At 68.6% G+C, this 22,454-nt stretch carries 25 protein-coding genes, 1 pseudogene and 1 riboswitch; of the genes and pseudogenes, 10 read left to right on the top strand and 16 right to left on the bottom strand.

Annotation, left to right across the window (positions count from 1 at the left end):
* Nucleotides 1-256: 256 nt before the first annotated feature.
* Nucleotides 257-487 (top strand): hypothetical protein, encoded by a 231-nt coding sequence (locus tag SNAS_RS10155; RefSeq protein ID WP_013017324.1) that lies wholly within the window; start codon nt 257-259, stop codon nt 485-487.
* Nucleotides 488-570: 83 nt separating this feature from the next.
* Here SNAS_RS10155 and SNAS_RS10150 read toward each other — a convergent pair whose 3' ends face one another.
* From SNAS_RS10150 to SNAS_RS10140, 3 genes are all read right to left on the bottom strand, one after another.
* A complete protein-coding gene (locus tag SNAS_RS10150; protein ID WP_013017323.1) occupies nt 571-1,956 on the bottom strand; it encodes a glycine--tRNA ligase in 1,386 nt (461 codons plus the stop codon).
* Nucleotides 1,957-2,140: 184 nt separating this feature from the next.
* Complete coding sequence (locus SNAS_RS32620) at nt 2,141-2,725, bottom strand: hypothetical protein (protein WP_013017322.1); 585 nt, start codon at nt 2,723-2,725, stop codon at nt 2,141-2,143.
* Nucleotides 2,722-3,087 carry an antibiotic biosynthesis monooxygenase family protein gene (locus tag SNAS_RS10140; RefSeq protein ID WP_013017321.1) on the bottom strand — a complete coding sequence of 122 codons (366 nt, stop codon included), beginning with the start codon at nt 3,085-3,087 and terminating at the stop codon, nt 2,722-2,724. Before SNAS_RS10140 ends, SNAS_RS32620 begins: the two co-directional genes overlap by 4 nt.
* 76 nt (nt 3,088-3,163) lie before the next feature.
* Here SNAS_RS10140 and SNAS_RS10135 point away from each other — a divergent pair, with 76 nt between their 5' ends.
* A complete protein-coding gene (locus SNAS_RS10135) occupies nt 3,164-3,454 on the top strand; it encodes a DUF6703 family protein (RefSeq protein ID WP_013017320.1) in 291 nt (96 codons plus the stop codon).
* A gap of 162 nt (nt 3,455-3,616) precedes the next feature.
* Here the strand turns inward: SNAS_RS10135 and SNAS_RS10130 are convergent, their stop codons facing one another.
* Entirely contained in the window at nt 3,617-4,177 is a 561-nt protein-coding gene (locus tag SNAS_RS10130) for a helix-turn-helix domain-containing protein (protein WP_013017319.1), read from the bottom strand.
* 65 nt (nt 4,178-4,242) lie between these two features.
* On the opposite strand from SNAS_RS10130, the gene SNAS_RS10125 reads away from it, so the two are divergent.
* Together SNAS_RS10125 and SNAS_RS10120 are read left to right on the top strand one after the other, a co-directional pair.
* The gene (locus SNAS_RS10125) at nt 4,243-4,929 is read left to right on the top strand and encodes an AzlC family ABC transporter permease (RefSeq protein ID WP_041624731.1); all 687 of its coding nucleotides are present in this window, start codon (nt 4,243-4,245) and stop codon (nt 4,927-4,929) included.
* A complete protein-coding gene (locus SNAS_RS10120; RefSeq protein WP_013017317.1) occupies nt 4,926-5,234 on the top strand; it encodes an AzlD domain-containing protein in 309 nt (102 codons plus the stop codon). Before SNAS_RS10125 ends, SNAS_RS10120 begins: the two co-directional genes overlap by 4 nt.
* A gap of 14 nt (nt 5,235-5,248) precedes the next feature.
* Here SNAS_RS10120 and SNAS_RS33935 read toward each other — a convergent pair.
* From SNAS_RS33935 to SNAS_RS10100, 5 genes and pseudogenes are all read right to left on the bottom strand, one after another.
* A pseudogene (locus SNAS_RS33935) lies at nt 5,249-5,641 on the bottom strand (Fur family transcriptional regulator); the annotation flags it as partial.
* Complete coding sequence (locus tag SNAS_RS37555) at nt 5,638-5,931, bottom strand: ArsR/SmtB family transcription factor (RefSeq protein WP_083787338.1); 294 nt, start codon at nt 5,929-5,931, stop codon at nt 5,638-5,640. The gene SNAS_RS37555 and the pseudogene SNAS_RS33935, both read right to left, overlap by 4 nt.
* A 91-nt stretch (nt 5,932-6,022) precedes the next feature.
* On the bottom strand, nt 6,023-6,874 hold the full coding sequence (locus SNAS_RS10110) for a metal ABC transporter permease (RefSeq protein WP_013017315.1): 852 nt from the start codon (nt 6,872-6,874) through the stop codon (nt 6,023-6,025).
* On the bottom strand, nt 6,874-7,617 hold the full coding sequence (locus SNAS_RS10105; protein ID WP_013017314.1) for a metal ABC transporter ATP-binding protein: 744 nt from the start codon (nt 7,615-7,617) through the stop codon (nt 6,874-6,876). The genes SNAS_RS10110 and SNAS_RS10105 overlap by 1 nt, the downstream gene beginning before the upstream one ends.
* Entirely contained in the window at nt 7,608-8,543 is a 936-nt protein-coding gene (locus SNAS_RS10100) for a metal ABC transporter substrate-binding protein (protein ID WP_013017313.1), read from the bottom strand. Before SNAS_RS10100 ends, SNAS_RS10105 begins: the two co-directional genes overlap by 10 nt.
* A 98-nt stretch (nt 8,544-8,641) precedes the next feature.
* Nucleotides 8,642-8,744: riboswitch (TPP riboswitch) on the top strand.
* 35 nt (nt 8,745-8,779) lie between these two features.
* On the opposite strand from SNAS_RS10100, the gene SNAS_RS10095 reads away from it, so the two are divergent.
* From SNAS_RS10095 to SNAS_RS10080, 4 genes are all read left to right on the top strand, one after another.
* Nucleotides 8,780-9,367 carry an ECF transporter S component gene (locus SNAS_RS10095; RefSeq protein WP_013017312.1) on the top strand — a complete coding sequence of 196 codons (588 nt, stop codon included), beginning with the start codon at nt 8,780-8,782 and terminating at the stop codon, nt 9,365-9,367.
* Nucleotides 9,367-10,815, top strand: coding sequence for an ABC transporter ATP-binding protein (locus SNAS_RS10090; protein WP_013017311.1), 1,449 nt, complete (start codon nt 9,367-9,369; stop codon nt 10,813-10,815). Before SNAS_RS10095 ends, SNAS_RS10090 begins: the two co-directional genes overlap by 1 nt.
* On the top strand, nt 10,812-11,606 hold the full coding sequence (locus tag SNAS_RS10085) for an energy-coupling factor transporter transmembrane component T family protein (protein ID WP_013017310.1): 795 nt from the start codon (nt 10,812-10,814) through the stop codon (nt 11,604-11,606). Before SNAS_RS10090 ends, SNAS_RS10085 begins: the two co-directional genes overlap by 4 nt.
* A gap of 123 nt (nt 11,607-11,729) precedes the next feature.
* Nucleotides 11,730-12,695, top strand: a complete 966-nt coding sequence (locus SNAS_RS10080; protein ID WP_013017309.1) for a DUF6528 family protein — start codon at nt 11,730-11,732, stop codon at nt 12,693-12,695.
* A 45-nt stretch (nt 12,696-12,740) separates the two neighbouring features.
* Here SNAS_RS10080 and SNAS_RS10075 read toward each other — a convergent pair whose 3' ends face one another.
* From SNAS_RS10075 to recO, 3 genes are all read right to left on the bottom strand, one after another.
* On the bottom strand, nt 12,741-13,091 hold the full coding sequence (locus tag SNAS_RS10075) for a hypothetical protein (RefSeq protein ID WP_013017308.1): 351 nt from the start codon (nt 13,089-13,091) through the stop codon (nt 12,741-12,743).
* Nucleotides 13,092-13,199: 108 nt separating this feature from the next.
* A complete protein-coding gene (locus tag SNAS_RS10070) occupies nt 13,200-13,988 on the bottom strand; it encodes an isoprenyl transferase (protein ID WP_013017307.1) in 789 nt (262 codons plus the stop codon).
* Nucleotides 13,985-14,749, bottom strand: a complete 765-nt coding sequence (recO, locus tag SNAS_RS10065; RefSeq protein ID WP_041624726.1) for a DNA repair protein RecO — start codon at nt 14,747-14,749, stop codon at nt 13,985-13,987. The genes SNAS_RS10070 and recO overlap by 4 nt, the downstream gene beginning before the upstream one ends.
* 127 nt (nt 14,750-14,876) lie before the next feature.
* Between recO and SNAS_RS10060 the strand changes: the two genes are divergently transcribed.
* Nucleotides 14,877-15,641, top strand: coding sequence for a LamG domain-containing protein (locus tag SNAS_RS10060; protein WP_083787071.1), 765 nt, complete (start codon nt 14,877-14,879; stop codon nt 15,639-15,641).
* On the opposite strand, the gene SNAS_RS10055 is transcribed toward SNAS_RS10060, so the two are convergent.
* From SNAS_RS10055 to SNAS_RS10040, 4 genes are all read right to left on the bottom strand, one after another.
* Complete coding sequence (locus SNAS_RS10055; protein ID WP_013017304.1) at nt 15,631-17,787, bottom strand: MMPL family transporter; 2,157 nt, start codon at nt 17,785-17,787, stop codon at nt 15,631-15,633. The genes SNAS_RS10060 and SNAS_RS10055 overlap by 11 nt on opposite strands.
* Before the next feature lie 116 nt (nt 17,788-17,903).
* Nucleotides 17,904-18,581 carry a response regulator gene (locus SNAS_RS10050; protein ID WP_013017303.1) on the bottom strand — a complete coding sequence of 226 codons (678 nt, stop codon included), beginning with the start codon at nt 18,579-18,581 and terminating at the stop codon, nt 17,904-17,906.
* Nucleotides 18,578-19,723: a sensor histidine kinase gene (locus SNAS_RS10045; protein ID WP_013017302.1), complete on the bottom strand. Its 1,146-nt coding sequence runs from the start codon at nt 19,721-19,723 to the stop codon at nt 18,578-18,580. Before SNAS_RS10045 ends, SNAS_RS10050 begins: the two co-directional genes overlap by 4 nt.
* 24 nt (nt 19,724-19,747) lie before the next feature.
* Nucleotides 19,748-20,866, bottom strand: coding sequence for a CapA family protein (locus SNAS_RS10040; protein ID WP_041624725.1), 1,119 nt, complete (start codon nt 20,864-20,866; stop codon nt 19,748-19,750).
* Between the two features lie 192 nt (nt 20,867-21,058).
* Between SNAS_RS10040 and paaK the strand changes: the two genes are divergently transcribed.
* On the top strand, nt 21,059-22,372 hold the full coding sequence (gene paaK, locus SNAS_RS10035) for a phenylacetate--CoA ligase PaaK (RefSeq protein ID WP_013017300.1): 1,314 nt from the start codon (nt 21,059-21,061) through the stop codon (nt 22,370-22,372).
* The last annotated feature ends 82 nt before the right edge of the window (nt 22,373-22,454 follow it).

Here is a 22,454-nt window from a genome sequence, read left to right as displayed (position 1 = left end):
TCGAGCATTACACACCCGGGCGTGACCGGCACCGACGGTATAGCGTGATTCGCGTTCCGTTTGTCGACGCGTGTGACACCATGAGACAGTCCACAAAGTTTGGATGACCGGACATCGACCGGAGGTGGGATGCGGCGGCACGAAACGGGGATGCGGCGGTAGCGCGGACGCAATACATTCGATGGAAAGTCACACAGGTCCGCAACTAACCGCGTAACTCACGCGTTGGATATTGCGGAAGGAGAATCACCTAAAAATGTCACAGTCACACAGCACCGAAGAGGCCGAACCCACATCTGGCGGACGGACGGCCGTCCTGGAGCAGGCACCGCAGTTGCCGCTCGACACGATCGCCGTTCCCGACTCACCCGCTACCTTGTGGACTTCGGTCAGCGAGTCCCGGATAACCGTGGACTGCGTCGACTGTGTCCCCGCCGAACTGCGCGACTGGGTCGCGCCGGCGGTCGTGGTGCACGCCAACCGCTGACACACGGGGCACGAACAACCGAACAGGCAAAGATCCGCGTACCGCCCCGAGGGGCAGCACGCGGATCTTTAACATGTTGAGGACTAGCAGCCCGGCAGTCGCTCGATCAGGTAGGACTCGACCTGCGACAGCGCCACCCGCTCCTGCTTCATGGTGTCGCGGTCCCGCACGGTCACCGCGTCATCGTCCAAAGTGTCGAAGTCGACGGTGACGCACAGCGGGGTGCCGATCTCGTCGGCGCGACGGTAGCGGCGGCCGATGGCACCCGCGTCGTCGAAGTCGACCACCCAGCGCTTGCGCAGGTCCTTGGCAAGGTCGCGCGCCTTGGGCGACAGCTTCTCGTTGCGCGACAGCGGGAGCACCGCGACCTTGACCGGCGCCAGCCGGGGGTCGAAGCGCAGCACGGTGCGCTTGTCGATGCCGCCCTTGGTGTTGGGGGCCTCGTCGACGTCGTAGGCCTCCATCAGGAAGGCCAGCACCGAGCGGGTCAGACCGGCGGCCGGTTCGATGACGTACGGCGTCCACCGCTCGCCCTTGGCCTGGTCGAAGTAGGACAGGTCGACGCCGGAGGCCGTGGTGTGGCACGACAGGTCGAAGTCGGTCCGGTTGGCGATGCCCTCGAGTTCGTCGAACTCCTTGCCGCCGAAGCCGAAGCGGTACTCGATGTCCACTGTGCGCTTGGCGTAGTGGGCGAGCTTGTCCTTCGGGTGCTCGTAGCGGCGGATGTTCTCCTCGCTGATGCCCAGGTCGGTGTACCAGTTCCAGCGCTCGTTGAGCCAGAACTCGTGCCATTCCTCGTCCGAGCCGGGCTCGACGAAGAACTCCATCTCCATCTGCTCGAACTCGCGGGTGCGGAAGATGAAGTTTCCCGGCGTGATCTCGTTGCGGAACGACTTGCCGACCTGCGCGATGCCGAACGGCGGCTTCTTGCGCGCCGAGGTCATCACGTTGGCGAAGTTGACGAAGATGCCCTGCGCGGTCTCGGGCCGCAGGAAGTGGGCGTTGTCCTCGCTCTCGATGGGGCCGAGGAAGGTCTTCATCATGGTGTTGAACATGCGCGGCTCGGTGAACGCGCCCCGGGTGCCGCAGTTGGCGCACACCAGCGAGCGGACGCCGTCGGCGGGCTCGGCGCCGTCGTGCTTGGCGGCGTAGGCCTCCAGCAGGTGGTCGGCACGGAACCGCTTGTGGCAGGACTGACACTCGGTCAGCAGGTCGGTGAACTCACGGACGTGGCCGGTGGCCTCCCACACCTGCCGGTTCAGCACCACGGCCGAGTCGATACCGACGACGTCGTCCCGCTGCTGCACCATGGCCTTCCACCACTGGCGGCGGATGTTCTCCTTGAGCTCCACCCCCAGCGGACCGTAGTCCCAGGCCGAACGGGTACCGCCGTAGATCTCGCTCGACGGGTATACGAATCCGCGGCGTTTGCTGAGACTGATGAGTGCGTCGATGTTGTCGATAGACACGGTGAGTTACTTCCATCCGGCTGGAGGTCGGTTGTGGTCGGCGCCGTGCGTGCACGGCGGTATCTGGCGTTCCGCCCCAGGTGGGTACGACATTACGCCGAGAAGCAAGCCTACTTCCCGGTTTCGTCAGCCCACACAGGGGTGCTTTTGATGTACGGAGCGAAACCATGGCGGGAGGAATTCCCTACTGGACGGTGTCCCAACCGCACACGGCCATCTTCATGTTCTGCTGTTCCAGTGCCACGGTCAACTCGATATCCTGCATGCTGCCGTCCTCGACGGTCAGTTCGGCGACCACGACCAGATCCTGTTGCTGGGACGTGTTGGCGCCGACGGTCTCGGCGTTCACGACGCCCAGCGAGGACCAGTCCTTGGTGAACTCCTCCACCGAGATCTGCTTGCGGGTCGAGGAGCACAGCGACTTGTAGGCGCCCTGGTAGTCCTCTTCGACGATGTCGTCCAGGAACCGCTCGGCGGTCTGGGTCGACTGCGCCGCCAGCTCGTTGCTCGACCACACCAGCACCCCGACGGCTCCGGCGACGGCACCACCGCACACCAGCACGAACGCGACGACACCGACGACGATGCCCACCGCCAGCCGGGACTTGTCGGGATCGCGGGGCGGGGCGGCGAACGGAACCACCACGCCGGGGCCGCGCGGCGGCACCGGGACGGTGCTGGTCGGGCCGGCCGGGGACCGCGGCGACATCGCCTGAACCGGTGACTGCTGGCCCGGCATCGGCGCCGGGGACTGCGGATGGGAGGTCATCGCCGGGCGGCTCCGTCGTCGGTCGATCCGCGCCACGGCTGCGCCGAGCGGTCGCTGTCGTGTTCGACGACATCGCCGTCGGGACCGGCCTCCAGGTTCACCTCGAAGGCCGAGGCCTCCGGAAGCGCCCGGGCCAGCAGCGGGGTGGCGTACATCTTGACGTCGTAGGCCGACAGGGCGCGGCGGTACGACCCCACCGAGTCCCAGCGGGTGACGAGCACCCAGGTCTCTTCCTCGTCCACGCTGCCACCGCAGTGACCCGCCACGAAACCCGGACGGGCCGACAGGGCCTTCAGCGCCGCTCGGGCGTCGGCGCGAAACACTTCGACGTCGGTCACCTGGAAACGATTCACCACCAGCACGTGGCGGCTCCTTGCGCGCGAACCATATGATGACGGTACCGGAACCGTACTCACCTACACGCGGGAGAACCTTCACGTGGCCACTGACGACTCCATCGGCGCCGACAACGCTCCCCCGCCTCGGCTGCTGCGCTGGCTGGAGCGACTGCCCAAGGTGGCGATCTTCATCGGCGTCCTGGTGATCACGGTGGGTTTCCTGTGGACGCCCGGCCTCACCGGCGCGATCCTGACGACGGCGCTGGCCGCCGGTGCGGCGTTCCTGCTGTACGCGACCTGGCCCGCCCACACCGCGACCTCGACCCGGCTGGTGCGGGTGCTGGTGGTCGCGGTCCTGGCGGTGCTGGGGATCGCGAAGTTCTTCGTTTAGGGGCTTTCCGGTGGATCTTTGTGCGGCGAGCGGTGTCCAGACCAAGCATGGCAAGGCGGAGGCCCGGCCGCATACCGGTGTTGTATGCGGCCGGGCCGACAACGCCGCCAGGCGCCGTGTCTGGGCGCCGCGCAGCCTGCCAAATGATTCGCCGGACAGCCCCTAATTGTGTTCTGAGACCAGCACCGCGAAGGTGTCGGGTTCCAGGGCCTTGAACGTGTGGGCGGCGTCGCCGGGGTAGGAGATGTAGTCCCCCGGTGTGAGCTCGACCGGTTCGTCGATCGGGCCGACGAGGGCGCGTCCGGCGCACACGATGACGTGCTCGACGACCCCGTACATGTGCGGCTCGGAGTCGCGGGCCTTGCCGGGCTGTCCGGTGACCAGGTACAGGTCACGGCGGGCCCGGGGCGGGGAGGCCGACAGGACGGTGGCGACGTAGTCGGCGTGTTCGGCGGCGAAGGTGGGGCCCTGTCCGGCGCGGATCACCTGGACCCGGGACGTGGAGGGTTCGACCAGGGTGGCGAACGGCACGTTCAGGGCGACGCTGAGTGCCCACAGTGTCTCGACGCCGGGATTTCCGGAACCGGCTTCCAGCTGGGACAGCGTGGATTTGGCGATTCCGGCGCGTTTGGCCACCTCACTGAGTGACAGTCCGGCCCGGTCGCGTTCGCGGCGCAGCGCGTGGGCGATGACTTCGATGAGCGGTCGCGGACCCTCTCCCATGTGTTCGTCCCATCAGTCGGTACGTTCGATTTGTCAAACGCGAGTAAGTGTTCTATACAAGATACATGCGTTTGATGGAGCGAACGAACTATCGCGAGCAGCTGCGCGACGTGGCACCCCTGGCGGGCAGCGCCGCGATCCTCGGCGCCTCCTTCGGCGCCATCGCGGTCGCCGCCGGACTGCCGCTGTGGATGGCCTGCGCCATGTCGGTGCTGGTCTTCGCCGGTGGCTCCCAGTTCCTGGTGGTGGGCGTGATCGCCGCCGGTGGTGGCGCCATCGCCGCCGTGGCCGGGGGCCTGATCCTCAACGCCCGGCACCTGCCGTTCGGGCTGGCGGTCGGCGACGCCCTGGACGGCGGCTGGCTGAAGCGGCTGGTCGGCAGTCACCTGCTCGTCGACGAGTCGACGGCCTTCTACCTGGCCGCCCCGGACCCGCACCGGGCCCGGGCCGCCTACTGGGCCAGCGGCGTCAGCCTGTTCGTCACCTGGAACCTGGGCACGCTGGCCGGGGCCTTCGCCGGACAGGCGATCTCGGACCCGAAGATGTTCGGCCTGGACGCGGCCTTCCCGGCGGCGTTGCTGGCGCTGGTGCTGCCGCGACTGAAGGAGGCGCCGGTACTGCGGGCCAGCGTGCTGGGCGCCGTCATCGCGGTGGCCACCACACCGTTCTTGCCCGGCGGGGTTCCGGTGCTGCTGGCACTGCTGGGCCTGGTCGCGGCACTGCCGGTACCGAAACGGGAGGCGGCGGCATGACCTGGACGACGATTCTGGTGCTGGCCGCCGGGACCTACGCCTTCCGGATCGCCGGGCCGCTGCTGCGCAAGCGGATCACCGTCTCCAAGGCCGCCGAGGAGTGGATGAAACGCGGCGCCACCGTGCTGCTGGTGGGACTGATCGCCACCGCCGCGGTCTACGAGGGCGGACAGTTCGCCGACTGGGCACTGCCCGCCGGGGTGGTCGTCGGCGGTGTGCTGGCCTGGCGCAAGGCGCCGTTCGTGGTCGTCGTGATCGCGGCGGCCACCACCGCCGCCGCGATCCGGCTGGTCGTGGGGCTGTAGCCCCACGCCGTTAACGAGCAGTCGCCACAGCGACCGAAGATCTCCAGCGTGTGGGAGACCTCGGTGAAGCCGTGGTGGGAGGCCACCGAGTCGGCCCAGTTCTCCACGGCCGGGCCGGCGACCTCCACGGCGCGGCCGCAGTCGCGGCACACCAGGTGATGGTGGTGTCCCGACGAGCAGCGTCGGTACAGGTGTTCCCCCGAGGGCATGCGCATGACGTCGATGGTCTCGGCGTCGGCGAGTGCCTGCAAAGTGCGGTACACAGTGGTCAGTCCGACCTTGGCACCGCGTTCCCGCAGCATGGTGTGCAGTTCCTGCGCGCTGCGGAACTCGTCGATGTCGGCCAGCAGCGACATGACAGCGGTGCGCTGCCGAGTGCTGCGGGCCATGGTTCGGGTGTCGGTCATGAGTGAGCCTCCCCAGCGTGGTGGATGGCGTCGGCGACAATATGCGCTATGTGTTCGTCGGTCAACGCGTAGGCGATCTCACGCCCCCGTCGCTCACCGCGCACCACCCCCGCTCCGCGCAGTACCCGCAGGTGCTGCGAGATGAGTGGTTGTGGTGCGTCGAGCGCGTCCACGATCTCATGGACGCATTGCGGGCCTTTGGACAGTTCGGTCACGATGGCGATTCGCGTTGGCGCCGCCAGGGCGCGCAACAGCTCCCCGGCAGCGTGGTAATCCGGTTGTGACGAAATGGTGCTTCCTCTTCTTCTACCGCTGTCCGCATAAAAGTACCGTCCGTCAATATCCTTCCCGGCCCCCGGTGTCGCACAACAGTGTGCGATTTCAATGAATGGATGCCACTGACGGTGCCAGAGCCCGCCGTCGCAGCGCCAACCAGATCGCGCGGCCGACGGCCACGACGATGAACAGCGCCACGGCGACCAGGACGATCGCGGCACCGGGCGGAACCTCCTCCAGCACGCCCGCGGTGACGAAACCGGCACCCGAGGCCAACAGCCCCAAGCCCATGGCACTGTACATTGTAGTCGCAAATCCCCTGGTGAACTGCTGCGCGGTCACAACCGGGACCACCAGCAGCGCGCTGATGAGCAACAGACCCACCACGCGCATCGCCACCGACACGGTGACGGCCGTGGTCACGGCCACCAACAGGTTCAGCGCGCCCACCGGAAGACCCGCGACCCGGGCGTGCTCCTCGTCGTGGCAGATCGCCGCCAGCCACGGCCGCAGCACCACCATGACGAAGGTGACCACACAGCCGAGGATGCCGATCGCCCACACCTCGGCGTCCGAGACGGTCAGCAGCGCGCCGAACAGGTACTCGTTGAGGTTGGCGTTGGTTTTGCCCGACACCAGCGAGGTGATGAAGACGCCCCCGGCGATGCCGCCGTAGAACAGCAGCGCCAGCGCCACGTCGCCGCTGGCGCGGCCCCGGGTGCGGATGACCTCCACGGCGACGGCGCCCAGCGCGGTCACCAGCAGCGTCGTCCACAGTGGCTGGGTGTTGGTGAGGAAGCCGAGCGCCACCCCGGTCAGCGCGACGTGGCCGAGGCCGTCGCCGATGAGCGCCATGCGTTTCTGCACCAGGTAGATGCCGACGGTCGGGGCGCTGACGCCGACGATCATCGCAGCGGCCAGCGCCTGGAGCATGAAGCCGTAGGTGAAGATCTCCATCAGGCCACGCTCCACAGGTTCTGGTGCACCGGGGTCTCGCAGTGTTCCCCGGCGGTGTCGCCGTTGGCGGGCACGGGTCCGTCGTGGACGACCCGGCCGCCGCCCAGCACCACGGCGCGGTCGATCAACGGGGCCAGCGGGCCCAGTTCGTGTGCCACCAACAGGATCGCGGCACCGGCGTCGAGGCGCTGCCCCAGCAACTCGGCCAGCAGTTCGGTGTTGGCGGCGTCGACGCCGGAGGTGGGTTCGTCCATGACCAGCAGTTCGGGTTCGGTGGCCAGGGCGCGGGCGATGAGGACCCGCTGCTGCTGGCCTCCCGACAGTGTGGACACCGAGTCCTTGACCCGGTCGGAAAGGCCGACGGCCTCGATGGCCTCGGCGACCACGCGACGGTCGGTGGCGTTGGCAGGCCACGGGATCCGGCGCCGGGCCAGGCGTCCGGCGGCCACGACCTCGCCGACGGTGGCCGGGACGCCGCCCCCGGCGCCCAGCCGCTGCGGCACGTAGCCGATGCGGCGCCACTGCTTGAAGGCCTTGAGCGGGGTGCCGAACAGCGTGACCTTCCCGGCCGACAACGGCACCAACCCCAGTGCGGTGCGCACCAGGGTTGATTTGCCGGATCCGTTGGCGCCCAACAGCGCCACGGCTTGGCCGGGTTGGACCGTCACGTCGACGCCGTGCAGTACCCGCCGATCGGCGTAGCCGACGACGGCCTTGTCGACTTCTACGATGTTCATTGACATCCCAGTCCCTCTCGCAGCGCGGACAGGTTCGACTCCATGATGGAGAAGTAGTCGTCCTCGCTGCCCTTCTGAAGACCCTCGATGGGGTCGAGCACGGCGGTCTTGGCGCCGGTCTTGTCGGCGATGGTCTCGGCGACGTCGGGGCTGACCAGGGTCTCGTAGTAGATCGTGGTGACGCCGTGTTCCTCGACGTAGTCCATGATCTGCTTCATGGCCCCCGAACCCGGCTCGGATTCCGGGGTCAGGCCGGACATCGCCACCTGGTGCAGGTCGTAGCGGGCGGCGAGGTAACCGAAGGCGGCGTGCGAGGTGACGAGGTCGCGGCTGTCGCACTTCGCCAGGCCGTCGTCGTATTCGGAGTCCAGGTCGGTGAGCTTCTCGCCCAGCGACTTCGCGTTCGCCTTGAAGTCCTCGGCGTGGTCGGGGTCGGCCTTGGCCAGCCGGTCGGCGACGCCGTCGGCGATCTCGGCGAGTTTGGTGGGGTCGAGCCACACGTGCGGGTCGAGGTCGCCGTGGTCGTGCTCGTGGTCGCCTTCCTCGGCGTGCTCCTCGTGGCCTTCCTCGGGCTTGGTCAGTTCGGTCGTCTTGGCCACGTCGAGCGAGGTGTCGGGGGCCTGCTCCTTGACCGCGTCGTCGACGGCGGGCTGGAAGCCCTTCAGGAAGACGACCAGCTGGGCGTCGGTGATGTCGGCCACCTGCCGGGGTTTGAGTTCGAGATCGTGAGGTTCGGCACCGGCGGCGGTCAGGTTGGTGACGGTGACGTGCTCGCCGCCGACCTGCTCGGAGACGAACTGCAACGGGTAGAAGGACGCGACCACGTTGACGCCGGAGCCCTGGGCACCTGCGGATCCGCACGCCGACAGCGTGGCGGTGGTCAGGGCGGTGGCCACGCTGAGGACGGCTAGACGCGGGAGGGGCTTTCGCATGTGTACAACAGTGCCCGCTATTGATAATCATTGTCAACAGTGCATGAATCGACGAACGTCACCATCTCGAAACACCGGCCCCGGTGTTAGGGTCACAGGCACAACGGCAGGGGAGCCCGAATGGGCTGAGAGTGCGGAACACCGCAGACCCTCGAACCTGACCCGGTTAGCACCGGCGTAGGAAGTCGATTCCCTCCCCGCAGTGTGCGTGCCCGCTTCACGACTGGGAGGTCCTGATGAACGCCCCATCCGCTTATAAATGGCGAACCGTCGATATTCTCGTCGCCGCCGTGCTCGCCGTCGCCTTCGGCGTCGTGTTCCAACTCGCCAACGGACTGTGGGACGTCCTCGGCAAGGTGTTCGTGTTCTTTCCCCCGGCGCTGGCCGTCATCTACGGACTGTGGCTGGTGCCCGCCGTGCTGGCCTCGCTGATCATCCGCAAGGCCGGAGCCGGACTGTTCACCGAGACCGTGGCCGCCGCGGTGTCGGTGCTGATGGGCTCGCCCTACGGCGCCATGGGTATCGCGCAGGGTGCCTTCGAGGGCCTGGGGGCCGAGGTCGTGTTCGCCGCCGGTGCCTGGCGCCGGTACGGCGCGCTGATGGCGCTGGCCTCGGGAGCGCTGGGTGGCGCGGCGGCCACCGGCTGGGACGTGTTCGTGTCGTATCCCATGTGGACTCTGGCCTGGAAACTGTCGTACATCGGCTGCGGTGCCGCGTCCTGCGCCGTCATCGCCGGACTGGGCTCGGTGCTGCTGACCAAGGCCCTGGCCGGTACCGGCGTGCTCGACTCCTTCCCCTCCGGACGCAAGCGCACCACCGTCTGATGGCCGAGGTGGCCCTTTCCGGCTTCTCGTGGCGCCACGCCGGACGCGCGTCGTTCGCCGTGCGCGATGTGGACCTTCACATCGCGCACGGCGAACGGGTGCTGCTGCTGGGCGCCTCGGGAGCCGGGAAGAGCACCCTGCTGGCCGCGCTGGCGGGACTGCTGCCGCTCGACTCCGGCGAACAGCTCGGCGAGGTGCGCATCGACGGCGCCCCGGCCGCCGAGTCCCGCGACCGGGTCGGGATCGTGTTCCAGGATCCCGAGACCCAGCTGGTGATGCAGCGCGCCGGTGACGACGTCGCCTTCGGGCTGGAGAACCGGGGCGTGCCCCGTTCCGAGATCTGGCCCCGGGTGGACGCGGCACTGGCCACCGTCGGTTTCGGTTACGGCCGCGACCGCGACACCACGGCGCTGTCGGGCGGCGAGCAGCAGCGGCTCGCGCTGGCCGGGGCGCTGGCGTCGCGGCCGGGACTGCTGCTGCTGGACGAACCCACCGCGAACCTGGACCCGGGTGGCGCGGCATCGGTGCGCTCGGCGCTGCGCGACGCCCTGGATTCCACCGACGCGACCATGATCCTGGTCGAGCACCGGGTGACCGAGGCGCTGCCGCTGGTGGACCGGATCGTGGTGCTGGCCGCCGGTGGCGGGGTGCTGGCCGACGGCGCCCCGGACGAGGTGTGCCGACGGCACGGCGACTTCCTTGACGCGCAAGGCATCTGGGTGCCGGGGTACTCCCCCGTGCCCCGAGCCAGGGCCGCGAACGTCGGCGAGGCGCTGATCGCGGCCGAGGGCCTGGGCATCGCGTACCCGGACGCTGTGCGTCCGGCGGTGGACGGAGTGGACCTGGCCGTCCACGCGGGACAGATCACGGCGGTGCTGGGCGACAACGGATCGGGGAAGTCGACACTGGCGATGGCCCTGGGCGGCTTGACGGCGCCGACGTCCGGCCGGGTGCTGGCGACGGACGCGCTGACAAGCGACAGCCCCACGTCCAAGCCGCCGCACAAGTGGCGGGCCAAGGTGCTGTCGCGGCGGATCGGCTCGGTGTTCCAGAACCCCGAGCACCAGTTCGTCGCCTCGACGGTGTTCGACGAGCTCGCGATGGGGCCACGGGCGGCGAAACTGACCGAGGCCGCCGTGCGATCACGGGTCGAGGAACTGCTGGAACGGTTGCGGCTCAAACATCTGGCGCAGGCCAACCCGTTCACGCTGTCGGGCGGGGAGGCTCGGCGGCTGTCGGTGGCCACGGCCCTGGCCAACGCCCCCCGACTGCTCATCATGGACGAACCCACCTTCGGCCAGGACCGCCGCACCTGGGACGAACTGGTCGACCTGCTCGTCGAACAGCGCGACGAGGGCGCCGGAATCGTCGCCGTCACCCACGATCCGCACGTCGTGGCCTGCGCGGCCGACCGCGTCGTGCACCTCGCGGCGGGACGGCTGACGTGATCACCGCCGCGCCGCTGGCGCCCCCGACCGCCGCGATCTCACGGTTCAACCCGGTCGCGAAACTCGCGCCGGTCCTCGTCATCACCGCGATGCTGGTGCTGGTGACCGATCCCGTCACCCCGGCGCTGATGCTGGCCGTCGAACTGGCCGCGCTGACCGTCTCGGGAATCCACGTGGGACGGTTCCTCGGCCGGGCCCGGCTGCTGCTGTTCGGGGCGGGCGCCGTCGTCCTCGTCAACGCCATGTACGCCAAGCCCGGCGGCGAGGTCTACCTCGACGTCGGGCCGGTGCACGTGACCGAGACCAGCGTCGAGACCGGGTTCGCGCTGGGCCTGCGGGTGCTGGCCATCGCGATCCCCGGGATCCTGGCGCTGGCCGCCACCGACCCCACCGACTTGGCCGACTCGCTGGTGCAGCAGCTGCGGGTGTCGCCACGGTTCGCGATCGGGGCACTGGCCGCGCTGCGACTGCTGCCGCTGCTGGGCGAGGAGTGGCGGCTGATCACGATGGCCCGCCGGGCCCGGGGCGTCGACGCGAACTGGAACCCGTGGAAACGGCTGCGGCTGTTCGCCTCGGCGACCTTCGCGCTGCTGGTGGCCGCGATCCGGCGCGGCATCCGGCTGGCCACCGCCATGGACGCCCGCGGCTTCGACTCCGGGACGCCGCGCACCAGCGCGCGTCCGCAGACCGTGCGGGCCCGGGACTGGGTCCTGATCGCCGCCACGATGGTGTTCTGCGTCACAGTCGTCGCCATGAGCGTCTGGTTCGGGACGTTTCGCACCGTTTTCTGACCTGACCAGCGCGAATCCCACGTCAACCTCTCGCGGCGAATATGGCGTCAGTGTAGACGGTTCGCCTATATCTGTTGGCGCACTAAGAAACTGCCAAAGACCCTTATGTCCGAAAGGCCACAAATGAAGCGGCGTACTCTCCTAGGTGGAATCGCGGGCGCGGCCGTGGTCGTGCCCACCGGCCTGTGGGCCACCCAATCGGTGTGGGCCGACGCGGCCCCGATCCAGATCGCCATCACCGAGCAGACAAACAACCAGGTCCTCGTGTTCAACCGCGAGGAACTCCTCGGCCAGAACAAACGCAAGTGGAGCTTCACCCCGGGACGCGCCAACGGCTGGGGCGATCTGTACGAGGTCCGGTTCCGTGCCACCAAACGCTTCGGCGATGTCGCGCTGACCGCCAGCGGCGCCAGCAAGAAGGCCGGACGGGTCGCGATGGTCAAGTACGACCCGGCCAAGAAACGCGACGCCAATCTGGACGACGTCATCTGGTCGGCCCGTGTGGACACCTATCCGCACAGTGTGGAACGGATCCCCGACTCGCTGGCCGTCGTGGCCACCGGTTCCCGATACGGTCTGCACGTCTTCGCCCCCAAGAACAGCGACCCGGCGACGCTGAAGAAGGTGCAGGACATCAAGTTCGCCAAGGCCCACGAGGTGCTGTGGGACCGCAAGCACAACCTGCTGTGGGCGGCGGGCGCGTACGAGCTGCGGTCCTATCAGGTCACCGGTTCCGGCTACAACCTGCGACTCAAGCAGGTCGGCAAGACCGTGAAGCTGCCGTACAACGGGCACGACGTGCAGCCGAACTTCCAGAACCCGGCGCAGATCACCGTCACCGACTCCGACGGCGTCTACACCGTCGACCGCGCCACCCGCGCGATCAAGACCATCTCCCGGACCCGCAAGATCAAGTCCTACACCCGGCTTCCCAACGGGGAGGCCATGTACACCGTGGAGGACAACGCCGGGCCGCGTCCGTGGGCGGGCGACTCGGTGTACTTCTACAAGGACGGCAAGACCCAGAAGGTGACCCGCAAGGGCGCCGAGATCTACAAGGCGCGTTACGTCACCACCCAGTGGACCTGAGGGCTCGCGGGGCGGGCTCCGTCGCGGACCCCGCCCCGCGCGTCGCTAACGGAACACGTCGGCCACACAGTGGCTGGGAATGTAGGTGTCGAACCGTTTGTAGTCGGTGAGGATCACCCACACATTGCTCTTGCTCGCCCCGCACTCGTTGTGCTCGCCGCCGACCTTGACGGCACTGCACTTGTGGAACTCCCCCTTGGAAGCGGTGTACAGCCTGGGAGCGTCCACCGACGGTTCCAGCATCACCGGAACGCTTCTGCCCTTGACGACCACTTCCTGCGTCTCGCACACCGCTCCGTCGCCCTCGTCGGCGCTGGCAACCCCTGCCGAGGCCAACACGAGGGACGCGGCGGCGAATCCGGTCACCAGACCGGCGGGCAGTTTTCGTCGCAGCATGAAAACCTCCTGGTATCGCTCACCCGGGTTTTCCGGGTGTCGGCCAGGAGACTACGACGCTGTGTCAAGGATTGGTCGCCGACGGTCAACTTCCCGACAGTTTTCGGCTCAGGTGACCACCGGGTTGGGGATCGCGCCACCGTAGCGGCGGTCCCGGGAGGCGTACACCTCGCAGGCGTGCCACAGGTGACGACGGTCGAAGTCGGGCCACAGCACGTCCTGGAACACCAGTTCGGCGTAGGTGGCCTGCCAGGGCAGGAAGTTGGAGGTGCGCTGCTCCCCCGAGGGCCGCAGGAAAAGGTCCACATCGGGCAGATCGGGGTTGTACAGGTACTTGGCGACGGTCTTCTCCGAGACCTTGTCGGGGTTGAGTTTCCCGGCCGCCGCGTCGCGCGCGATCGCGGCGGCGGCGTCGGAGATCTCGGCCCGGCCGCCGTAGTTGACGCAGAACTGCAGCGTGATCTTGTCGTTGTGCTTGGACATCTCCTGCGCGATCTCCAGCTCCTTGATCACGCTGCGCCACAGCTTCGGACGCCGCCCCGCCCACCGGATCCGCACCCCCATGGCGTTGAGCTCGTCGCGGCGCCGATGGATGACGTCGCGGTTGAAGCCCATCAGCCAGCGCACCTCGTCGGGCGAGCGGCGCCAGTTCTCGGTGGAGAACGCGTAGGCCGACAGCGTCGAGATGCCCAACTCGATGGCGCCCTCGATGGTGTCGAACAGCGACGCCTCCCCCGCGGCGTGCCCGTCGGTGCGCGGCAGGCCGCGCTGCTTGGCCCAGCGTCCGTTGCCGTCCATGGTCACCGCGACGTGCTTGGGGATCAGGTCCTTGGGGATGGCCGGTGGCCGGGCCCCGGAAGGATGCGGTGTCGGAGGACTGTATTGGCGACGGCTCAACGCTGCTCCATTCTCGTCGATCGGGAGACGTAGGGCAGGGTACGCATCGTGTGTTCCAGGTGCCACTGCAGGTGCGCCGAAATCAGGCCACTGGCCTCGTTGCGCACCGAGGATTCCGAGGCGTCGGCGCTGCGCCAGTCGCCCTTGGCCAGCGCTCGCATCAGCGTGATCGCCGCCGGGGACGGGTGGGCCGAACCCGCGGGGCGGCAGGAGCGGCAGACGCAGCCGCCGGCGGCCACCGAGAAGGCCCGGTGCTCTCCGGCGGCGCCGCACAGCGCGCACTCGGTCAGGGCCGGGGCCCAGCCCGACACCCCCATGGTGCGCAACAGGTAGGCGTCCAGCACCAGCGTCGCGGCGTGCTCGGCGTCCGACAGCGCCCGCAGCGCGCCGAGGGTGAGCTGGAAGATCCGCAGCGAGGGTTCGTGTTCCTCGGGGGTGAGGCGTTCGGCGGTCTCGCTGATCGCGCAGGCGGCGGTGTAGGACTGGTAGTCCCGCACGATGTTCCGTCCATACAGGTCGATGCCGACGACCTGGGTGACGGTGTGCAGGTTGCGGCCCTCGATGAGCTGCACGTCGATGTGCCCGAACGGCGCCAGCCGGGCGCCGAACTTGGAACTGGTGCGCCGCACCCCCTTGGCGACGGCGCGCATCCGGCCGGAGTTGCGGCCCAGCATCGACACGATGTGGTCGGCCTCGCCGAGTTTGTGGACGCGCAGCACCACCGCGTCGTCGCGAAAGAATTTGCGCTGCATACCGGGCACCTCCCCATTCTGCCCGCAGGGGGTGACGTTCCCGAACGGGTGGGCCCCGGTGAGCGTGACCGAGACGGGAATCACGGCTGGCTACACTGTGGGCACTGATTACCGACAGTACGGGGATGGCAGCGACATGTTGAGGCGATGGTGCGTGGCGGCGATCGCGGTGGCCGCGGCGGTGCTGGCCACCGCGTCCGGGTCTGCCGAGTCCGGGACGACCGAGCTGACCTTCGACTTCGAGACCGGTCCGGGCACCGCGGGCAAGCCGGGGGCCTGGACCTCGGGCTGCTTCCGCTCCGGCGAGACGCTCGGCTGTCTGCACACCACCGGCAAGGGCGTGCTGCGGGCGGTGCCGCGCGAGGACGGCACGGCGATCCGGTTCCCGGCCGAGGGCTCGGCGGTGATCCAGGTCGACCATGACGACGCCCTCAACCCGGGACGGGCCGACTTCACGGTCTCGGCGCTGGTGCGGCTGCCTCCCGGCCGGGCCGACGCGGGCGCCAACATCGTCCAAAAGGGCGGCTACGACTCGGCGCGCGGCCAGTGGAAGCTTCAGGTGGACTCCGGGGTTCCCAGCTGCCGGGTCTCCGGCTCCACCGGCAAGGGCGGCCACACCACCGCCGAGGTGCGGGCCGGGCGGGTGCTGCGGGACCGGTGGACCGCGCTGGCCTGCGTCCGTGAGGGTTCCCAACTGCGGCTTTACATCGACGGCGTCAAGATCGACACGGCCAAGAACGCCGACGCCGACGTCGACAACATGGACCCGGTCCTGATCGGCGGCAAACACGCCGGGCCCCGCAACGACCAGTTCCGGGGCGACCTGGACGAGGTGCGCGTGGACGTGACGGGGACGGCCGACACCCCGGGGCACCGGCCGTCCCCGACGGTCATCGACTGACCGTCGCCTCGCTCTCCAGCCGGATCTTCGGCAGGATCCGGTCCAGCCAGCGCGGCAGCCACCAGGCGCGCGGGCCCAGCAGCCGCATCACCGTCGGCACCACCAGACAGCGGATCACCAGGGCGTCCACGGCGATGGCCACCGCCAGGCCCAGCCCGAACTGTTGCAGCATCCGGTCGGCCGACAGGACGAAGGCACCGAACACGACGATCATGATCGCGGCCGCGGCGGTGATGACGCCGCCGGTGGTGGCCAGGCCCTCGCGCACCGCGTGGTCGGCGTCGCCGCCGCGGCGCCACTCCTCGTGCATCCGCGACACCAGGAACACCTCGTAGTCCATGGACAGCCCGAACACGATCGCGAAGATCATCGTCGGCACGAACGCCTCGATCGGGCCGGGCTGGGCGCCGAACCAGCCGTACTGGTACACCAGCGTCACCACGCCCAGCGACGCGCCGATGCTCAGCAGGTTCAGGATCGCGGCCTTGACCGGGATCAGCACCGACCGGAACACCGCCATCAGCAACAGCGAGGACAGTCCGATGACCAGCAGCAGGAACAGCGGCATCCGCTGCGACACCGCGTCGGCGAAGTCGACGGTCGCGGCGGTGGAGCCGCCCACCAGGTAGGTCGCGCCGGTGTCGTCGGCGATCGGCGGCAGCACGTCCTCACGCAGTTCGGTGACGAGGCGACCGGTCGCGTCGTCCTGCGGCGCGCTGTCGGGGAACACCTGCACCATGGCCAGCTCGTCCTCAATGGGGAAGGCCGGGGTGGCGTCCTCGACACCATCGGTGTCCCGCAACGCGTCGGCGGCGGTCTGGGCGTCCTCAAGGCTCCCCTCGACGAGCACCAGGATCGGACCGTTGGCGCCCGGGCCGAACCCGTCGGTCATGACGTCATAGGCGGCCCGACTGGTCGACCCCGGAGTGTCGGTGCCCGCGTCGGCGAACCCCAACCGCAGATCCAGCGCGGGGACACACATCGCGGCCAACGCCGCCACAGCCAACAGCAACGGCACCACGGGACGCCGCTGCATGAACGCCCCCCAGCGCCGCCACCCGTGACCGGGCTCCCGCTTGGATCGTTTGGCGCGCTTCAAGATCCGGGCCGCAATCCGCCGACCGAACATGGTCAGCAGCGCGGGCAACAGCGTGATGGACGCCAACATGGTGACCGCGACGGTCAAGGCGACCCCCAACGCGACGCCCTGCAACGATCCCAAGCCCAACGCGTACAGGCCCAACAGCGCCACGATCACGGTGCAGCCCGCGAACAAGACCGACCGCCCAGCGGTATCAGCGGCAATCCGAGCGGCGGTGGCCCGATCGGCCCCGGCGAGGATCTCGGACCGGTAGCGGCTGAAGATCAGCAGCGCGTAGTCGACACCGACCCCCAACCCGACCAGCATCATCAACGGCGGCAGGTAACTGGGCAACGTGAACACCTGCGAGGCCAACGCGATGACACCCAAGGTAGACCCGACCGCGAAGATCGCGGTCCCCAATGGAACAGCGGCGGCCAGCAGCGACCCGAACATGAACACCAGGATCACCAGTGCGGCAAGCATCCCGGCCCCCTCGGCGGCCCCACCGGCGCTCTCCTCAGCCCCCCGGATCGGGTCACCACCCAGCTCGACCCGCAGCTCGTCGGTCTCGGCTTCCTTGGCGGTATCGATGATGTCGCGCACGTCCGCGTCGGGGATGTCGGCTGACTTACCGTCCAGGGTGACGGTGGCGAAGCCGACGGTCCCGTCCTCGGACCAGTTGTGCTCGGCCTTGAACGGGTCGTCGACCTCGTCGACATGATCGAGATCGCGCACGTCATCCAACATGGACTCGACGTCGGCACGAGCGTCGGCGATGTCGGCCTTGGAACCCGACAACACGATCTGAAGCGTGTCCCCGGATTCCTTGGGCACCCGCTCCTCCAACAGATCGGCGATCTCCTGGGATTCGGTGCCCGGCAGCGAATGGTCGTCGTGGTAGTCGGAACCGACGCGCCCGGCCGCGAAGGTGACTCCCGCGAGCAGCGCCACCCAGATCAGCACGGACAGGACGCGGTGGCGCGCGGACCAGTCGGTCAAGCGCACCAACATCCCCTGCCGGGCGGCGGGCAACTCGGTGGGTGGAGGCAGTGTTGTCGTCATGCCGTCAAGGTTCGGCGCGAGGAATGCCCGGCGGCATCATGCCGGAGCGGTCATTCGGAGTACCACGAAAGTTGCGGCCCCGACCGCGGACGTACCACCGAAGTTGCGCCGCAAGGTCAGGTCGGGTCGTCGCGTAGCCAGCCGGGGGTGGCGATGCCGGACTCGTAGGCGAGGATCACCAGCTGGGCTCGGTCGCGGGCGCCCAGTTTGGACATGATCCGGCTGACGTGGGTTTTGGAGGTGGCCGGGCTGAGGAACAGTTTGGCGGCGATCTCGTCGTTGGACAGACCGGCCGCGATCAGGCCGAGTACCTCGGTTTCGCGTTCGGTCAGGGCGTTGAGGCGCGGGTTGGGTTGGGGGGCGCGGTGTTGGGTGGCGAAGTCGGCCAGGAGTCGGCGGGTGATGGTGGGGGCGATGAGGGCGTCGCCCCGGGCCACGACCCGGACCGCGTGGATCAGTTCGGCCGGTTCGGTGTCCTTGACGAGGAAGCCGCCCGCTCCGGCTCGCAGGGCCGAGTAGACGTAGTCGTCGAGGTCGAATGTGGTCAGGATGATGACGCGGACCGCCGCCAGTCGGTCGTCGGCGGCGATGCGGCGGGTGGCTTCGAGGCCGTCGAGGACCGGCATGCGGATGTCCATGAGGACGACGTCGGGTTTGAGGCGCTGGGCCAGTTCCAGGGCCTGTTGTCCGTCGGGGGCCTCGCCGACGACCTCGATGTCCTCCTCGTCGTCCAGGATGGATTTGAAACCGGCCCGGACCAGGGTCTGGTCGTCGGCGAGCACGGTGCGGATCATGTGGACTCCCTCGTGGGTGCGGGAAGGGTGGCGTGCACGGTGAAGCCGGTTCGGGTGGGTTCGGCCGACAGTTCGCCGCCCAGGGCCTGGGCGCGTTCGGTCATGCCGCGGATGCCGTGTCCCGACGTGGTGGTCGGGGGCTCGGCGACGCCGTCGTCGGTGATGGCGAGGTCGATGGTGTCGTCGCGGTAGGCCAGGCGGATGGTGACGCGGGTGGCGTTCGCGTGTTTGACCACATTGGTCAGTGCTTCCTGGACGATGCGGTAGCACGCCAGGTCGACCTCGACCGGCAGCTCGCGGGGTTCGCCGTCGACGTGGTGGTCGACCGTCATGCCCGCCGAACGCACGCCGTCGAACAGGGCTTCGATGTCGGCCAGTCCGGGTGTGGGCGTGGTCGGGGGTTCCTCGTCGCTCTGGCGCAGCACGTCGAGGGTCTTGCGCAGTTCGCCCAGGGTCTGGCTGCTGGTGGTCTTGATGGTGGCCAGCGCGGTCTCGGCCTGGCCGGGGTCCTTGTCGATGCGGTGCAGGGCGGCGCTGGCCTGCACGTTGATGAGGGACAGGTGGTGGCCGACGACGTCGTGGACGTCGCGGGCGATGCGCAGCCGTTCCTGGGCGGCCTCGCGCAGTGCCGTCTCGGCGGCGCGGCGTTTGGTCTCGGCCAGCAGCGCCATCCGGTCGTGCACGGTCACGCCGACGGCGACGGTGGCCACGCACCAGCCGGTGAACATGGCCAGCGCGATGTTGTCGAGGTGGCGCACCGGGCTGGCCAGTTCGCCGCCGATGGTGATGGCCATGACCACGCCCGCCCAGATCATGGAGGCGCGAAGTTGCCCGGACGCGGCGACGCTGTACAGCGCGATCATGATGGTGACGAAGACCGGGCTGCCCTCGCCGGTGAGCGGATAGTAGATCGCGATCAGGACGAGGGTGACGGCCATGACCGTCTGCGGCCGGACTCGGCGCCAGTACAGGGCCACGCAGGCGGCCAGCTGCACCGGCCAGCTGATCCACAGCGGCAGCAGTGAGTCGGAAATGTCGCTGCTGGTGAGGGTCATGATCACGACGATGGCGGTGACGACCAGCACGATCGCCGCGTCGGCGAGCTTGCCGCGTGGCTGTCGGCGTCGCAGCGATCCCTCCATGATGCGTAGCCTATCTGCCGATCATCACGGCTTGGAGATCTTCCCCTTTTCGTCCAGAGTGACGCCTGAGTCCGGGAAGTCGTCCTTCGACAGTTCGGTGATGTCGGCGTGGGCGCCGTTGTCCTCGTCGACGGCCGGGTATCCGCCGTCGACCATGATCGACGGGATCACCTTCCCGGACACCCACTCGCCCTGCTTGTCCACAGTCACCGTGAGGATGGCGCCCCGGCCCAGCGCGCCGGAGGTCTTGAGAACGCCGTAGCCCGCGAAGTTCCCGAGACTGTGGGCGATGAGCCGGTCCTTGTAGAACTCCATGCCGCGCAGCACGTGCGGCCCGTGCCCCAGCACCAGGTCGGCCCCGGCGTCGACGGCGGCGTGGGTGGCCGCGCGCGAGTCGCCACGGTCCTCGCCGTAGAAGGTCTCCGGGCCCTCGGGGGTGTGGCGGGCGTCGACGCCCTCGGCACCCAGGTGCATGCTCACCACGACCACGTCGGCGCGCTCGGCGGCGGCCGACACCAGCTGCGACACCAGGTTCAGGTCGAGCAGGCTGTCATAGCGGTCGTAGGTGGAGAATCCGACCATCGCGGTCTTGACGCCGCGCACCTCGGTCTCGACGATCTCGCCCTTGACGCCCAGATAGTCGATCCCGGCGCCGTCCAGGGCGGCCTGGGTGTCGGCGTAACCTTCCGGCCCGGAGTCGAAGGCGTGGTTGTTCGAGCCGTTCATCACGGTGAATCCCGCGTCCTTCAGCAGCGACGCGTACTCGGGCGGCATCCGGATGTAGAAGCACTTCTTCTTGGACTTGCACTTCTTGTAGTCGTCGTGTTCGGACAGTGCACCGTCGAGGTTGCCAAAGACGATGTCGCCCTTGAGATGTTCGGCGACCTTGTCGAAGTACCCGGCGCCGTCGTCGGGAAGCCCGTCGGGCAGGTTGCCCATGATGGTGTCGCCGACCGCGGTGACGGTGATCGCGTCCGGGTCGGGCTCGGGAGAGGACGCGGCGCTGGATTCGGTGTCCTCGGAGCCGGGGTCCTCTGCGGCCGAAGCCGGTTTGTCCTCCGACACCGCCCACACGACGGTGAGCGTCACGGCGGCCAGCACCACCAGTGCCGTCCCGGCGACGACCACGGGCCTGCGCCACACGGGGACACGATCGCGGTGGGAATGCGCGCCAGTCATGGTGAACCTTCGGGGTCCGAGGGCGGGTTCGAACGACTTTACTGGCAAGCGGTTCCATCGACACCGGTCGAACAGACGGTATACCGGCGCCGTGAGTTGACATCGGGTCGAACGACTGGCAGGCTCGCGCCGGAATCCCGTCAGGACGGAGGACGCATGACCACGCGGCGCCTGGGCGACGGCCCACCGAAGGACCTGCTGGACCCCGCCGAGCGGATGAGTCTCGACGAACTGCGGGCGACGCAGCTGACGCGACTGCGGGCCAGCCTGCGTCACGCCTACGACAATGTGGAGGGATACCGGCGCGCCTGGGACGCGGCCGGGGTCGCACCGCAGGACCTGCGCAGCCTCGACGACCTGGCGCTGTTCCCGTTCACCACCAAGGAGGACCTGCGTTCGGGCTACCCGTTCGGCAGGTTCGCGGTGCCGATGGAGCGGGTGCGGCGGGTGCACGCGTCCAGTGGCACCACCGGGCAGCCGACCGTCGTGGGTTACACCGAGGCCGACCTGTCGATGTGGGCCGACGTGATGGCGCGCAGCATCCGCGCCGCCGGTGGCCGTCCGGGACACAAGGTGCACGTCGCCTACGGGTACGGGCTGTTCACCGGAGGCCTCGGCGCGCACGCCGGAGCAGAGCGCGCCGGTTGCGTCGTCATCCCGGTCTCCAGCGGCATGACGGCCCGGCAGGTGCGGCTGATCTGCGACTTCCAGCCCGAGATCATCATGGTCACACCGTCCTACATGCTCACCATTGTGGACGAGTTCGAGCGGCAGGGCATCGACCCGGCCTCGACCTCGCTGCGGGTGGGCGTGTTCGGCGCCGAACCGTGGACCGAGGCGATGCGCACCGAGATCGAAGCGCGCCTTGACATCCACGCGGTCGACATCTATGGACTGTCCGAAGTCATCGGACCCGGTGTCGCCCAGGAGTGCGTGGAGTCCAAGGACGGTCTACACGTGTGGGAGGACCACTTCTACCCCGAGATCGTCGACCCCGAGACCGGCGCGGTGCTGCCCGAGGGCGCCGAGGGCGAGCTGGTGTTCACGTCGCTGACCAAGGAGGCGCTGCCGATCGTGCGGTACCGCACCCGCGACCTGACCCGGCTGCTGCCCGGCACCGCCCGGCCCGCGTTCCGTCGGATGGAGAAGATCACCGGCAGGAGCGACGACATGCTGATCGTGCGCGGTGTCAACGTCTTCCCGACCCAGATCGAGGAAATCCTGCTGCGCACCGAGCACGTGGCGCCGCACTTCCAGCTGCGACTGAGTCTGGCCGGACGACTGGACCAACTCGAGGTCATCGCCGAGGCCCGCACCGGAACCGATGCCGCGCAACGCGAAGCCGCCGAGGACGCGATCGCGGCGGCGGTGAAGGAGAACATCGGTATCGCCGTGACCGCCCGGCTGGCCGAACCCGGCACCCTGGAGCGCTCGGTGGGCAAGGCGCGGCGGGTCCTGGACGAACGCTGAACCGTCGCGCGGCGGTAAATCTCATGCCGGGGTAAACATCCCCGGCGATCCAGCGCGTGTGTGAACTGATCACCCTCATCGA

It is taken from the genome of Stackebrandtia nassauensis DSM 44728, from assembly GCF_000024545.1.
GTDB classification, from domain to species: Bacteria; Actinomycetota; Actinomycetes; order Mycobacteriales; family Micromonosporaceae; genus Stackebrandtia; species Stackebrandtia nassauensis.
Note: the sequence above shows the minus strand (reverse complement) of the source record. Positions and strands in the feature narration are given on the sequence as shown.